Below are 13,803 nucleotides of genomic sequence, written 5' to 3'. Positions count from 1 at the left end.
ATTCCTCCTAATCCTCGGCCAGCCAGCTTCTCAGCAGTTTTGCAAAATCTTCCGGCTTGTCTTTCGCCATCTTTTCAAGCTGTTTTCGTCTGACTGATTCCGCTGTTTCATTTTCCTCTTCGTTGATATCAGGCAAATTGATTGGTTCTTGAGGAACCTCATACTCATATTCCTCAAATTCATCCTCTTGCGCCCGTTTCTTTCTGATAAGCATAATGATCAGAACAATGATCGCTGCGATTAAAACACCGCCTACAATATATGCCCACAGCGGGATACCTGAGGATTCTTCCGTATTTGTATCCAAATTGACTTTTCCGTCGAATGGCTGAACGGAAACAACAATCTTATTATTGATATCAGCATCAGATAAATTCTGATTTTGCGTTTCATCTTTATCCAAAGATGTTCTGACTACAGTTGAAAGGATTTTTTGTATATCATCCTGTCTTTCAGTTGATAGCGACGCAGTGTTTTTGGCATCAGGCGGCTCTACCATTACTTGAATCCCTAAATCTCTGACCTTATAAGGACTTTCAGCGATTTCTTTATGAATTCGGTTAACCTCGTAATTGATTTTGTTGCTGTTTTTTTCGTAGTTCCCGCTTTCGGTATTTTCACCGTCAGCCTTATAATTTGTAACATCTTCCTCGCCGGTTCCGGCAGTTCCGCCGTTGGCTGCACCGTCGCCCTGATATGTTTCAGATACCTTTTCAGCGCTGACTGCAATACCTTCCATGTTTTCTTTATCCACAGGTTCGACAATGTCTTCTGTCCGATTTTCTTTTGTGAAATCAATGTCTGCTGTAACGGAGACAACGACTTTATCTTGGCCCATCATCGTACCCAGCAGTGACTGTACATGTTTTTGAATGTCTTTTTCAACTTGAGACTTAATTCCTTGCTGAGAAGAATAACTATCCGCGTAGGACCCTGCATCGCTGTCTGATTTGTCGTAGTATGTAGAATTTTGGTCCATGATGACGATGTTATCTTCTTTTAGGTTTGGCACGCTTTTAGATACCAGATGATATAATCCGTTGATTTGGCTTTGATCAAGTGTATAACCCGGTTGAATCTGCAGAACGATTGATGCAGATGCTGCAGATTGCTCCTCACCGACAAACACAGCGTCTTTCGGGAGATTAATCATTACTTTTGAATTTTTAATGCCGTCCATTTCATTGATCAAGTTTGACAGTTCTGTCTGTGTAGCTTTCACTTTCACCATATCAAACTCATTGTCTGTCAAACCAAAGCCGGCATTCTGTCCAAAAAACGAATAATCAATTGATCCCGTTTTAGGAAGTCCTTCTGCAGCCATCTGCACTTTCAAAGAATCAACCTGATCCTCCGGAACACTAATCACTGTACCGCCATTCGAAAGTTCGTTTGGAACTTTTTTTGCATCCAATTCTTTTTTGATTTGTCCTGCTTCTTCGGCAGACAAATCTTTGTACAGCGGCGCCATTTTAGAATTTGAAGCAAAAACACTAATAATAATTCCAATAATAATAATTGCCGCTAAAGCACTAACCATTAAAATCTTTTGTAGTTTAGATCTATTTTTCCAAAACTCACTCGTTTTGTTTTTCATTTGCATTAGAGTACGATTCATGTTAACCCCCGGTCATTCCACTCTTTCTCTAAATCGTCAGACCCCCTACATTTGCATTCTCATAATCTCCTGATAAGCTTCCACAGCTTTATTGCGGAACTCTGTTGCTGCAGTTAGAGAGATGCTAGCTTTTTGAGCAGCGATCATGACCTCATCAAGATTTACATCTTTTCCTGCAGCCAAGGCATTAGTCATGTTGTCAGAAGCTACTTGGGACTCATTTAACGAACTAATAGAGTTTTTTAAAAGCTCCGAAAAGCTTGTTTGATTTGAAGAATCTGTTTTTTGGCTATTGTTTACTTGATTTGTTGCATTTTGAGTGTTTTGAGTATTTTGAACCTGAAAAGGAGAAATTGCATTAATCACATTCATTCACCTACTTTCCGATTTCTAATGCCTTCATCAGCATTCCCTTTGTAGCATTCATCGCCGTGACATTCGCCTCATATGATCTGGTGCTGCTGACAAGATCAACCATTTCCTTTAATGGATCAACATTAGGCTTTTGTACATATCCTTCAGCGTTTGCATCAGGGTCTGTCGGATCATAGACAAGATTAAAATCCGAATAATCCTCCGTAATTTTTGAAACCTTCACACCGTTTCCAGCACTACCGCTTCCGCTCATTTGAGAATTGAGAATGGAAGAGAACGATTCACCTTTTGACTGAAGGGAGACCATTTTCCTTCTGTAAGGCACCCACTCTCCATTCACCTGCTTAGCTCTTGTCGTATCCATATTTGCTAAGTTAGATGATACAACGTCCATTCTGACTCGCTGAGCTGTTAAAGCCGATGCTGAAACATTTAAGCTATGAAAAGCTGTCATCATTTTCCTCCTGTTAATACGGTCTTCAGCGAATTAAATTTACCGTTCATTCTTTCAACCAAAGCTTGATAGTTGATTTGATTTTGCGCCAATTCTGTCATCTCTTTGTCAACATCAACATTGTTTCCGTTTTGCTGATACGATGTATCTCCGCTCGCAACAATTGAATAATTCGAATCAGTATCAGAAAAATCAACATGACGATAGTCTGTTTTTATCGCTTCAAGACGCGAAGATTCTTGATCTAATAAATTTTGGAAAGAGACTTTTTTTGCCTTATAGTTCGGTGTATCTATATTGGCGATATTATTAGTTATGACTTTTTGCTTAATATCCGCTCTACTCAAGGCATTTTCAAGATTTTGTATCGTTCCAGAAAATAAGCTCAAATCCACTTACCTCCATTTCAGTTTTTTTCACCCTCAATATCCTTGTCGAGAATTGTAAAACTATATGCTTATTGTAAGAAATAACAGGCATAAAGTCTATGAAGTTCGTGTAAAAAAATGTCCTCACAATTATCTATTTTACAACTAGGTATAAAGTCCTAGATTGTTAGAACTACATTTCTCGCCTTGATATAAGCCTGAAAATAGCAGAATTTCTGTTTTTTCTCCTTTCTTTTCGGCATTTTTGAAACTTTTTGAAGAAAAATGCAAAATTTATTAAAATTATTACATAGAAAGACTTTCAACCCAGGAAATAAAGCTTATTGATTTCCTTTATTTGAAATAAAAAAAGAACCCTCAAAAAGGGTTCTTTTTGTGATTAATGAGATTTTAGATTTTCTAATTCAATTAAGAATTTGTTGTTTAGCACCTTGATATAAGTACCTTTCATTCCTAATGATCTAGACTCGATAACACCGGCGCTCTCCAGCTTTCTGAGTGCGTTCACAATAACAGAACGGGTAATGCCGACACGGTCAGCAATTTTACTTGCAACAAGAAGACCTTCGTTTCCGTCAAGCTCCTCAAAAATGTGCTCAATTGCTTCAAGCTCACTGTAAGAAAGCGAGCTGATAGCCATTTGTACGACAGCTTTGCTTCTTGCTTCCTCTTCAATTTCTTCTGCTTTTTCTCTTAGGATTTCCATTCCGACAACTGTTGCGCCGTATTCAGCTAGAATTAAGTCATCGTCATTGAATTGATCTTGTAAACGTGAAAGAATAAGTGTTCCTAATCTTTCCCCGCCTCCGATGATCGGCACAATTGTTGTTAAACCTGCTTGGAACAGATCTCTGTTCTCAACAGGGAAAGCAGTATATTCACTATTAATATCCAAGTTAGAAGATGTTTCAGGGACATTAAACAGATTTTTCGTATACTCTTCAGGGAATTGACGATCCTCAAGCATTTTTTTCATACGATCATTTTCAATTTGCTGGTTAATAGAATACCCAAGGAGTTTCCCTCTGCGGCTTACAACGAAAATATTGGAATCAATTACATCCCGCAGCGTCTCCGCCATTTCCTTGAAGTTTACCGGTTTCCCTGCCGCAGCTTGCAGCATGGAGTTAATAATTCTTGTTTTTTGTAATAAAGCCATGATAAATAATCCTCCTAAACATTCCTCATATTAAATTTTTCACAATATAAATTGACTTAAATCTTTGTTTTTGGCTATCGTTCCGAGCTTTTCTTCGACATACTGAGGTGTAATCGTTATTTTCTCCATCGTTACATCTGGAGCTTCAAACGACAAATCTTCTAATAGGCGTTCAAGTATTGTATGAAGGCGTCTCGCACCGATATTATCTGTGTCCTGGTTCACATGATAAGCAACTTCAGCAATCTTATGAATAGCTTCGTCAGAAAATTCAAGAGATATACCTTCTGTCTGCAATAATGCCTGATATTGTTTCAGCAGCGCATTATCCGGCTCAACCAAAATTCTCACGAAGTCGTCTACCGTGAGTTTGTTCAGTTCTACACGAATCGGGAAACGCCCCTGCAGCTCAGGAATCAAATCAGACGGTTTGGCCATATGAAACGCTCCTGCTGCAATAAATAATACATGGTCTGTTTTTACAGAACCATATTTTGTGACAACGGTTGAGCCCTCAACAATCGGCAGAATATCCCGCTGAACGCCTTCTCTTGAAACATCGGCAGAAGAAGATGCACCGCCGTTCTTTGCGATTTTATCAATCTCATCGATAAAGATAATCCCGCTCTCTTCTGCTCTCTGAACAGCTTCCTGGCTAACTTCATCCATATCGATGAGTTTGCTTGCTTCTTCATTCGTCAGGACTTTTCTGGCTTCTCTGACTGTCATTTTGCGCCGTTTCTTTTTCTTTGGCATTAATCCGCTCAGCGCATCCTGCATGTTCATACCCATCTGCTCCATACCCGAGCCCTGCAGCATGTCAAACATAGAAGGCTGCTGCTCTTCGACTTCTACTGTTACATAGTAGTCTTCGAGCTCTCCTAAAGCCAGCTGATGCGCCATTCGTTTTCTTTTTTCTTCGATGTTTGCTTCTTCCTGGCTCTCCGCCTCATCTTCACCATTCGGCTGGCTGCCTCCAAAAAACATTTCAAACGGATTTTTAACGCCAGATTGTTTTTTCTTCCCAGGAACTAACAGACGAACAATGCGTTTGTTTGCATTTTCTTCTGCCTGTTCCTTTACTTCATTCATTTTCTCTTCTTTGATAAGACGAACAGAAGTCTCCACAAGATCTCTGACCATTGATTCAACATCTCTGCCTACATAGCCGACTTCGGTAAATTTAGTAGCTTCAATTTTGATAAATGGCGCACCTGAAAGCTTAGCGATTCGTCTGGCAATTTCAGTTTTCCCGACGCCGGTAGGACCCATCATTAAAATGTTTTTCGGAACGACCTCGTCCTTCAGCTTTTCATCCAGAAGACTTCTTCTATAGCGGTTTCTTAATGCCACGGCGACAGCTTTTTTCGCATTTTGCTGACCGACAATATATTGGTCTAACCGATCTACAATCTGTCTAGGAGTTAACGGTTTTTTTTCCATGCGCCTCAAGTCCTTTCTATTCAAGCTCTTCCAGTATGATTTGATCGTTCGTGTAAACACAAATTTCGCCTGCTGTTTCTAACGCGGCTCTGGCAATCTCACTTGCAGACATGCTTTCACCGGCATGCTTTTTCAGTGCTCTTCCCGCTGCCAAAGCGTAATTGCCTCCTGATCCAATCGCGAGAATGCCGTCATCTGGTTCGATCACCTCGCCTGTTCCCGATACGAGAAGCAAAGTATCCTGATTCATAACAATCAGCATGGCTTCGAGCTTTCTTAGCACTTTATCACTGCGCCATTCCTTCGCAAGCTCAACAGCCGCCCGTTTTAAGTTGCCGTTATATTCTTCAAGCTTAGCTTCAAACTTTTCGAATAAAGTGAAAGCGTCTGCAACAGATCCCGCAAAGCCAGCAAGAACTTTGCCGTTAAACAGTTTTCTCACTTTCCGTGCCGTGTGTTTCATGACAACAGCCTGACCAAATGTTACTTGGCCGTCTCCGGACATAGCGCTTCGTCCTTTATGCTGTACGGCAAATATTGTGGTCGCATGAAAAGATGACATAAAGGGCCTCCTTTAATTTTTCTTAAATGCTCTTGGATGGTGAGACATATATGTGTTTCTCAACATTTCCTTCGAAACGTGCGTGTATATCTGTGTAGAAGACAGATTGGAATGCCCGAGCAGTTCTTGAACGCTTCTCAAATCCGCTCCTTCATTTAACAGATGCGTGGCGAACGTATGTCGAAGCATATGCGGATGGATATGTAAAGTGCTTGACGCTTTTTGAACAAGCCCGCTTAAAATATGTCTGATGCCACGGGCTGTAAGCGGTCCGCCTCTTTGATTTACGAATAATAGATCATGAGGTTCTTTTGCCTTCATCAGCAAGCACTGTCTTCCGCTATTCATGTATACCTTCAACGCTTCGCGGGCATAAGACCCAAAGGGGATATAGCGCTGCTTCTTGCCTTTGCCGTGAACAAGCACAGTGTCCATAAATAAATCAACGTCGTTAATAGTTATGGAACAGCATTCACTGACCCTCATTCCGGTGGCATAGAGCAGCTCTAACAGCGCTTGATCCCTCATTCCGGCCGGCTGGCTTATATCTGAAACTTCAAACAGCTCCTCAAGCTCTTTTTGATATAGAAACTTCGGTATCCGTTTCTCCTGTTTTGGCAGATGAACAAGCTGAAACGGATTTTCTTCAATAAGCTTTTCCCGCATCAGAAACTTATAAAAGCTTCTTAATGCAGATATCTTTTTGCTTATTGTTCTTCTCGATAAACCTTTTTCATAGGCTTCTGTCAAAAAAATCCTAGTATCTTGATATGCAGCTTCTTCAAATCCATTTATACCTTGAACGCGCAGGAAAGTCTCGAATTCTTCAATTGAATCCACATAATTCACAATAGTATATTGTGAATAATTTTTTTCAATTTGTAAATATTCAACGAATAACTTTACGAAATTCTTAACATTCTCCATGCCTAATACCTCCCCAGGAAGGGCTTTTAAATGGTATCACAAATCGCGCTCAGGTTGCAATCAATACCTATATTGTTTTCGAAATTGTTTGAATTGTTTCAATCGCACGGTTCGCGTATTGTTCATTTCGTTCTTTTTTATTTTTAATTTTAACTGGCAATTCTTTCAAAAGCCCAAAGTTTGCATTCATCGGCTGGAAGTTCTTCTGGTTTGTTGTTGTAATATAATGTGCCATACTGCCAATTGCTGTTTCCTGAGGGAAGATCACAAGCTCTTCTCCCAATACAAGCTTCGCCGCATTAATGCCTGCTACAAGTCCTGAGGCAGCTGATTCCACATATCCTTCTACTCCCGTCATTTGGCCTGCAAAGAACAGATCACTGCGGTTTTTAAATTGATAAGTCGGCTTTAACAGGCTTGGAGAGTTAATAAATGTGTTTCTATGCATCACGCCATATCTGACGATTTCTACATTTTCAAGTCCTGGAATCAACTTGAGAACTTCCTTTTGGTCTCCCCATTTTAAATGTGTCTGGAATCCTACAATATTATAAAGTGTTCCCGCAGCATCATCTTGTCTGAGCTGAACGACGGCATAAGGGCGTTTTCCTGTAACAGGATGCTCTAGACCAACCGGTTTCATCGGACCGAAAAGCATTGTTTTCTTACCCCGTTTTGCCATGACTTCAATCGGCATGCAGCCTTCAAAGAAAATCTCTTTTTCAAATTCTTTTAACGGCACTGTTTCTGCTGATGTTAATGCTTCATGAAAACGGTCAAACTCTTCTTCTGTCATCGGGCAGTTCAAATATGCTGCTTCACCTTTATCATAACGGGATTTCAGATACACTTTATCCATATCAAGGCTGTCTTTTTCTACAATCGGCGCCGCTGCGTCATAAAAATATAAATAGTCCTCTCCAGTCAGCTCCTTCAGCTGGGCAGACAGCGATTCAGATGTTAACGGACCCGTTGCGATGATAGTAGGGCCTTCAGGAATTTCAGTCACTTCTTCATTAATAACGGTTACGTTTGGATGATTTTTCACCCGATTTGTCACACTTGCGGCAAATTCATGACGGTCTACTGCAAGAGCGCCCCCGGCAGGCACCGAACATTCGTCAGCCGCAGCGATAATAGCTGAATCAAGTGCACGCATTTCTTCCTTTAATACACCGACAGCGTTAGCAAGCGTATTAGAGCGAAGAGAGTTGCTGCAGACAAGCTCTGCAAATTTATCTGTATGGTGCGCAGGCGTTTGTTTAACTGGACGCATTTCATACAATTTGACTTGAATCCCCCGTTTGGCAAGCTGCCATGCTGCTTCACTTCCTGCAAGTCCGGCTCCGATTACATTCACTGTTCGTTGGTTCATCTTTCACATCTCCTAGTTTATTATTCAAGGCCTTCTTTTAACACACAAAGAAGGTGAGCAAGACCCTGCTCACCGCTACTTCTGTGGTTCTTCCTTATAATCGCATTCCACGCATTGGACTTGTATGCCTTTTTTGAGTTTTTTCTCGACGAGCATTTTTCCGCATTTCGGGCATTTTCGTTCAATTGGTTTGTCCCATGATACGAATTCACAGTCCGGATAACGGTCACAGCCGTAAAACACCCGTTTCTTTTTCGATTTTCGCTCAACAATGTTTCCTTCTCCGCAGCTCGGGCACTTCACACCAATTTGTTTCACAATCGGTTTCGTGTTCCGGCAGTCAGGGAAGTTGGAGCAAGCTAAGAATTTACCGTACCGTCCCATTTTATATACCATTGGAGAACTGCACAATTCACAATCCTCTCCAGCATACTCTGGTTCAATCTCAACTTCCTTCATTTCCGATTCGGCTTTTTTCACGCGTTTTTCAAAATCGGTGTAGAAATTATCGATAATCTTGACCCATTCGGTATTTCCTTCTTCAACATGATCAAGATCTCTCTCCATTTTAGCTGTAAACTCAACGTTAATGATCTCAGGGAAAAACTCCATGATCAAGTCAAGAACGATCTGACCTAATTCAGTCGGAACGAAACGTTTATTATCCAATGCCACGTAGCCGCGCCGCTGAATAGTATCAAGTGTCGGAGCATATGTGGATGGACGGCCGATACCGCGTTCTTCAAGGGTTTTAACAAGCCGGGCCTCAGTATATCGCGGAGGCGGCTGGGTAAAATGCTGCTCAGGTTCTATATCTTTTGATAATACCGTGTCGCCTTCTTGTAAGTCAGGCAGCATCCGGTCTTTTTCTTCCATTTGATCGTCTTTTCCTTCAACATACACCTTCATAAACCCGGAAAACTTGACTTTACTTCCATTTGCACGAAATGTCAAACCGTTGTTTGTCAGGTCGACACTCATTGTATCGAGAACAGCCGGTGCCATTTGGCTGGCAACAAAACGCTCCCAAATTAATTTATACAGTCTCATTTGGTCTCTGCCGAGGACTGCTTTTAATTCACTTGGTTTTCTAAGAACTGATGTCGGCCGAATTGCTTCGTGGGCATCCTGGGCATTTTCATTCTTTTTCGCAGGCTTCCGTTTTCCTCCTAGGAACTCTTTTCCATAAGTCTGATCAATAAATGCAGCTGCTTCATCAACTGCCGTATTTGAAATACGGGTTGAATCCGTTCTCATATACGTGATCAGACCAACCGTTCCTTCTCTTCCTAAATCAATTCCTTCATATAATTGCTGTGCAATCATCATCGTTTTCTTCGCTCTGAAATTGAGCTTGCGAGCCGCTTCCTGCTGCAGGGTAGAAGTGGTAAAAGGCAAAGCGGGATTACGTTTGCGTTCCTTTTTGGTTACTTTTTCAACTGTATATTGATTCCCTTTGAGCTGAGAAAGAATCTCTTTTACATCAGCTTCACTATTTAAAGGAAGTTTTTTGCCGTTTTTCCCGAAAAAGCTCGCTTCAAAGGTTTCTTGACCTTTTAAGAATGTACCGTCAATTGTCCAATATTCCTCAGGCTTAAAGTCGTTAATCTCTTTTTCACGGTCAATAATCAAACGGAGGGCAACGGATTGCACGCGTCCTGCGCTAAGCCCTTTTTTGACTTTTTTCCATAAGATTGGACTGATTTTATATCCGACAAGCCTGTCTAAAATACGTCTCGCTTGCTGTGCATCCACTAAATCCATATTGATCATGCGTGGATGCTTAAACGATTCCTTAATAGCGTCTTTTGTAATTTCGTTAAACACCACACGGCAGTCTGAGTTGAGATCTAAATCAAGACTGTGTGCCAAATGCCATGCAATCGCTTCCCCTTCTCTGTCGGGGTCGGCTGCGAGATACACTTTTTTGGCTTTTTTCGCAGCCATTTTCAGCTCTTTTAATACCGGGCCTTTACCTCGAATGGTAATATATTTCGGTTCAAAATTCTGTTCTATGTCAACTCCCATTTGACTTTTTGGAAGATCCCGGACATGTCCCATTGATGCTTTTACTTTATATTTTTTACCTAAGTAACGTTCAATCGTTTTCGCCTTAGCGGGCGATTCCACGATGACTAGATAATCAGACATTTTCATCCCCCTCAAGAGGTGTTCTCTCTCTTTTCAAGATATTTCAATTTTATTTTTGCAGCTGTCTTTATTTGGCTTTCAACATTTCATTCTTTATCATGAACGTCATTAATTAAATAGAAAACAATATGCAACTTTAAATCCTCACTATTATTAAATATTACAATACCGTTTGTCAAACGATAATTCAAAAGGGTTCCGTATATTGAACGTTTCTCTCAGGAAGTTCCTCGAAAATATCCTCTGCTGACCATATGGCTTTAGCCCCCTGCTGGATCAGTTTTATAGGACCTCCGGCGTAAGGGTCAAACAATGAACCGGGTACGGCAAATACCTCTCTCCCTTGTTCCAATGCTTGATAGGCAGTAATCAGCGAACCGCTTTTTTCTTTGCCCTGAACGACAATAACGCCTTCACTTAGTCCGCTGATAATACGGTTTCTCATAGGGAAATGCCATTTTTGGGGTTTAGTTTCAGGTGGGTGCTCTGACAGCAGGATATGGTGTTTAGCCATGTGAGCTGCTAACTGAAGGTTTTCTCGGGGATAAATGTGCTGAAATCCGCCTGCAATGACGCCAATTGTCCGCCCCTTCGCCTTAATACTTGCAGCATGGGACATTCCGTCTATCCCAGACGCCAGTCCGCTGACAATCACCCAACCTTTACGACAGATCTCTTTTGTAAGATGATTGACAACTTGTTTCCCATAAGCTGTTGGATTTCTTGTCCCTACAATTCCAATTTTTCTCCCTTTCGAAAGAAGAGTCATATCACCTTTTGCAAACAGTACGGCGGGGGGATCATAAATGCTTTTAAGCCAGAAAGGATATTGCTTTGAAGAAATAGGGATGGTGTTAATGCCTTGCTCACGATAAGCAGCAAGTACACGCTGGAGCTTTGGATAAAGTTGTTCTATTTCGTTTTTTAATGCAGCTGCTTTTATTTGATCACGAGTAACCGTTTGTAACACAGGTGATGTCAGCGACATAGACGGATCGGCTTTCCACCATTTTAATAGAAGGGATGGGGATAATAATTGATTGATTCTGCAAATCGTTAGGCAGGCAGCGGCCTGATCCAATAGATTGACCTCCTTTTGTTAGAAAAAGCAGGAACAGCCTTGACGGCTGTCCCTTTTTTATTAATGCGTTTTACAAGTTTCGAACAAGTTCTTCTCTTTCAGCACCTTGATTAAGGTTTCACCCATGACAGAAGGTGTCTCTGCAACTTCGATTCCGCATGCATTAAGGGTTTTGATTTTTTCATCAGCTGTCCCTTTTCCGCCGGAAATAATGGCGCCTGCATGCCCCATGCGCTTCCCAGGAGGTGCTGTTTTACCGCCGATAAAACCGACTACCGGTTTTGTCATGTTGGCTTTTACCCACTCTGCCGCTTCCTCTTCGGCCGTACCGCCGATTTCGCCAATCATGATGACTGCGTGTGTGTCAGGATCTTCGTTAAACGCTTTTAAAACGTCAATAAAGTTTGTTCCATTTACAGGGTCGCCGCCGATTCCAACAGCTGTAGATTGCCCTACACCCGCTTCTGAGAGCTGGTGCACCGCTTCGTATGTTAATGTTCCTGAACGTGATACAACGCCTACATGACCCTTTTTATGGATGTATCCGGGCATAATGCCGATTTTACACTCTTCAGGCGTAATGACACCAGGACAGTTCGGCCCTATCAGTCTCGTTTTCTTGCCTTCCATGAAGCGTTTGACCTTCACCATATCCAAAACCGGGATATGTTCTGTGATACAAATCACGAGATCAAGCTCCGCATCTACCGCTTCCATAATCGCATCAGCTGCAAACGGTGCGGGCACATATATAACAGACGCGTTAGCGCCGGTCGTTTGAACTGCTTCATCCACTGTATTAAATACAGGAACACCTTCCACTTCTGTTCCGCCTTTTCCAGGTGTTACACCGCCAACGATATTTGTGCCGTATTCAAGCATCTGCTTCGTATGAAATAAAGCGGTAGAACCTGTAATCCCTTGCACAATAACTCTTGTATCTTTATTAATGAAAACACTCATTATTTGGTCCCCTGCCTTTCATTCTTTCTTAAACTAAGGATACGATTTTCTGCGCGCCGTCAGCCATTGATTCCGCAGATGTAATGTTTAATCCTGATTCACTAAGGATTTTCTTCCCTAGATCCACGTTTGTGCCTTCAAGACGGACGACAAGCGGCAATGTCAAACCAACTTGTCTAGTCGCTTCAACAACCCCTTCTGCGATGACATCACATTTCATAATGCCGCCGAAAATGTTGACAAAAATCCCTTTAACGTTTTGATCAGAAAGAATGATTTTAAATGCTTCCGTGACTTTTTCCGCGGTTGCACCGCCGCCCACATCAAGGAAGTTGGCCGGTTCTCCTCCATAATGCTTGATAATATCCATCGTGGACATTGCAAGTCCCGCGCCGTTCACCATACAGCCGATATTTCCATCAAGGGAAATGTAGCTTAGATCATATTTGGACGCTTCAATTTCTTTCGGATCTTCTTCATCCAAATCTCTGTATTCCATAATGTCCTTTTGTCGGTACAACGCATTGCTGTCAAAATTCAATTTTGCGTCAAGCGCCATCACATTTCCGTCGCCGGTAACAACAAGCGGATTGATTTCGGCGATTGAGCAGTCTTTCTCAACAAACGCTTTATATAGTCCAAGCATAAATTTAGCAGCTTTTCCCACGAGCTCTTTTGGAATATTAATAGCGAATGCAATTTCTCTGGCTTGATAGCCTTGAAGGCCAACAGCCGGATCAATGACAGCTTTTTTGATTTTTTCTGGTGTTTTCTCCGCAACCTCTTCAATTTCCGTTCCGCCTTCTTCAGAAGCCATCAAAACGATTCTTGAAGTGGCGCGGTCAAGCACTAGACCGATGTAATATTCTTTTTTAATATCGCAGCCTTCTTCAATAAGTAAGCGTTTTATTACTTGGCCGTCCGGACCCGTCTGATGTGTAACTAGGGTCTTCCCTAATAGTTCTTCGGCATACGCTTTTACTTCGTCTAATGATTTTGCTATTTTTACCCCACCAGCTTTGCCTCGACCGCCAGCATGAATTTGAGCCTTTACGACATAAACCGAGCTGGATAAGCTCTTTGCACTCTCAACTGCTTCTTCTGCTGTAAAAGCCACTTTACCTTCAGGAACAGATACCCCATATTTTCTGAGGACTTCTTTTCCCTGGTACTCATGGATATTCATTTCCCATCCTCCTAACTTATGTAACAAAACTAAAATAGACTGCGCTTTCATTCTATAATAATACTGGAAGAATTGTCTACAGTTCGATGCAAAATCTTTTAATCCTTCTAAACATTCAAA

Annotated in this window: 13 protein-coding genes; all 13 read right to left on the bottom strand. The window is 41.6% G+C overall.

The window, feature by feature from the left end; genetic code table 11:
- Positions 1-7: 7 nt before the first annotated feature.
- Positions 8-1,618 carry a flagellar basal-body MS-ring/collar protein FliF gene (gene fliF, locus NYE20_RS09070; RefSeq protein WP_043940114.1) on the bottom strand — a complete coding sequence of 537 codons (1,611 nt, stop codon included), beginning with the start codon at positions 1,616-1,618 and terminating at the stop codon, positions 8-10.
- Between the two features lie 45 nt (positions 1,619-1,663).
- The gene (gene fliE / locus NYE20_RS09065) at positions 1,664-1,984 is read right to left on the bottom strand and encodes a flagellar hook-basal body complex protein FliE (protein WP_003238544.1); all 321 of its coding nucleotides are present in this window, start codon (positions 1,982-1,984) and stop codon (positions 1,664-1,666) included.
- Between the two features lie 10 nt (positions 1,985-1,994).
- A complete protein-coding gene (flgC, locus tag NYE20_RS09060; protein ID WP_161621574.1) occupies positions 1,995-2,447 on the bottom strand; it encodes a flagellar basal body rod protein FlgC in 453 nt (150 codons plus the stop codon).
- Positions 2,447-2,836, bottom strand: coding sequence for a flagellar basal body rod protein FlgB (gene flgB, locus NYE20_RS09055; protein ID WP_003245656.1), 390 nt, complete (start codon positions 2,834-2,836; stop codon positions 2,447-2,449). Before flgB ends, flgC begins: the two co-directional genes overlap by 1 nt.
- Before the next feature lie 379 nt (positions 2,837-3,215).
- Complete coding sequence (codY, locus tag NYE20_RS09050) at positions 3,216-3,995, bottom strand: GTP-sensing pleiotropic transcriptional regulator CodY (RefSeq protein ID WP_003220850.1); 780 nt, start codon at positions 3,993-3,995, stop codon at positions 3,216-3,218.
- A gap of 39 nt (positions 3,996-4,034) precedes the next feature.
- Positions 4,035-5,447, bottom strand: coding sequence for an HslU--HslV peptidase ATPase subunit (gene hslU / locus NYE20_RS09045; RefSeq protein WP_255220399.1), 1,413 nt, complete (start codon positions 5,445-5,447; stop codon positions 4,035-4,037).
- Between the two features lie 7 nt (positions 5,448-5,454).
- Positions 5,455-6,000 carry an ATP-dependent protease subunit ClpQ gene (clpQ, locus tag NYE20_RS09040; RefSeq protein ID WP_003238555.1) on the bottom strand — a complete coding sequence of 182 codons (546 nt, stop codon included), beginning with the start codon at positions 5,998-6,000 and terminating at the stop codon, positions 5,455-5,457.
- A gap of 12 nt (positions 6,001-6,012) precedes the next feature.
- On the bottom strand, positions 6,013-6,927 hold the full coding sequence (gene xerC, locus NYE20_RS09035; RefSeq protein ID WP_003231988.1) for a tyrosine recombinase XerC: 915 nt from the start codon (positions 6,925-6,927) through the stop codon (positions 6,013-6,015).
- A gap of 67 nt (positions 6,928-6,994) precedes the next feature.
- Positions 6,995-8,302: an FADH(2)-oxidizing methylenetetrahydrofolate--tRNA-(uracil(54)-C(5))-methyltransferase TrmFO gene (trmFO, locus tag NYE20_RS09030; RefSeq protein WP_015715883.1), complete on the bottom strand. Its 1,308-nt coding sequence runs from the start codon at positions 8,300-8,302 to the stop codon at positions 6,995-6,997.
- A gap of 75 nt (positions 8,303-8,377) precedes the next feature.
- Positions 8,378-10,453 carry a type I DNA topoisomerase gene (topA, locus tag NYE20_RS09025; RefSeq protein ID WP_161621573.1) on the bottom strand — a complete coding sequence of 692 codons (2,076 nt, stop codon included), beginning with the start codon at positions 10,451-10,453 and terminating at the stop codon, positions 8,378-8,380.
- 187 nt (positions 10,454-10,640) lie between these two features.
- Positions 10,641-11,534 carry a DNA-processing protein DprA gene (gene dprA / locus NYE20_RS09020; RefSeq protein ID WP_038828237.1) on the bottom strand — a complete coding sequence of 298 codons (894 nt, stop codon included), beginning with the start codon at positions 11,532-11,534 and terminating at the stop codon, positions 10,641-10,643.
- A gap of 60 nt (positions 11,535-11,594) precedes the next feature.
- Positions 11,595-12,497 (bottom strand): succinate--CoA ligase subunit alpha, encoded by a 903-nt coding sequence (sucD, locus tag NYE20_RS09015; protein ID WP_161621572.1) that lies wholly within the window; start codon positions 12,495-12,497, stop codon positions 11,595-11,597.
- Between the two features lie 28 nt (positions 12,498-12,525).
- Positions 12,526-13,683 (bottom strand): ADP-forming succinate--CoA ligase subunit beta, encoded by a 1,158-nt coding sequence (gene sucC / locus NYE20_RS09010; protein WP_003244732.1) that lies wholly within the window; start codon positions 13,681-13,683, stop codon positions 12,526-12,528.
- Between the last annotated feature and the right edge of the window lie 120 nt (positions 13,684-13,803).

It is taken from the genome of Bacillus sp. FSL R5-0416 (assembly GCF_037975425.1).
In the GTDB taxonomy this organism is placed as follows: domain Bacteria; phylum Bacillota; class Bacilli; order Bacillales; family Bacillaceae; genus Bacillus; species Bacillus subtilis.
Note: the sequence above shows the minus strand (reverse complement) of the source record. Positions and strands in the feature narration are given on the sequence as shown.

What these genes read in the sequence shown, in the direction of transcription:
- fliF (WP_043940114.1), bottom strand. Translation starts at nt 1,618, where the DNA reads ATGAATCGTACTCTAATGCAAATGAAAAACAAAACGAGTGAGTTTTGG.
- flgC (WP_161621574.1), bottom strand. Translation starts at nt 2,447, where the DNA reads ATGACAGCTTTTCATAGCTTAAATGTTTCAGCATCGGCTTTAACAGCT.
- codY (WP_003220850.1), bottom strand. Translation starts at nt 3,995, where the DNA reads ATGGCTTTATTACAAAAAACAAGAATTATTAACTCCATGCTGCAAGCT.
- clpQ (WP_003238555.1), bottom strand. Translation starts at nt 6,000, where the DNA reads ATGTCATCTTTTCATGCGACCACAATATTTGCCGTACAGCATAAAGGA.
- xerC (WP_003231988.1), bottom strand. Translation starts at nt 6,927, where the DNA reads ATGGAGAATGTTAAGAATTTCGTAAAGTTATTCGTTGAATATTTACAA.
- trmFO (WP_015715883.1), bottom strand. Translation starts at nt 8,302, where the DNA reads ATGAACCAACGAACAGTGAATGTAATCGGAGCCGGACTTGCAGGAAGT.
- topA (WP_161621573.1), bottom strand. Translation starts at nt 10,453, where the DNA reads ATGTCTGATTATCTAGTCATCGTGGAATCGCCCGCTAAGGCGAAAACG.
- sucD (WP_161621572.1), bottom strand. Translation starts at nt 12,497, where the DNA reads ATGAGTGTTTTCATTAATAAAGATACAAGAGTTATTGTGCAAGGGATT.
- sucC (WP_003244732.1), bottom strand. Translation starts at nt 13,683, where the DNA reads ATGAATATCCATGAGTACCAGGGAAAAGAAGTCCTCAGAAAATATGGG.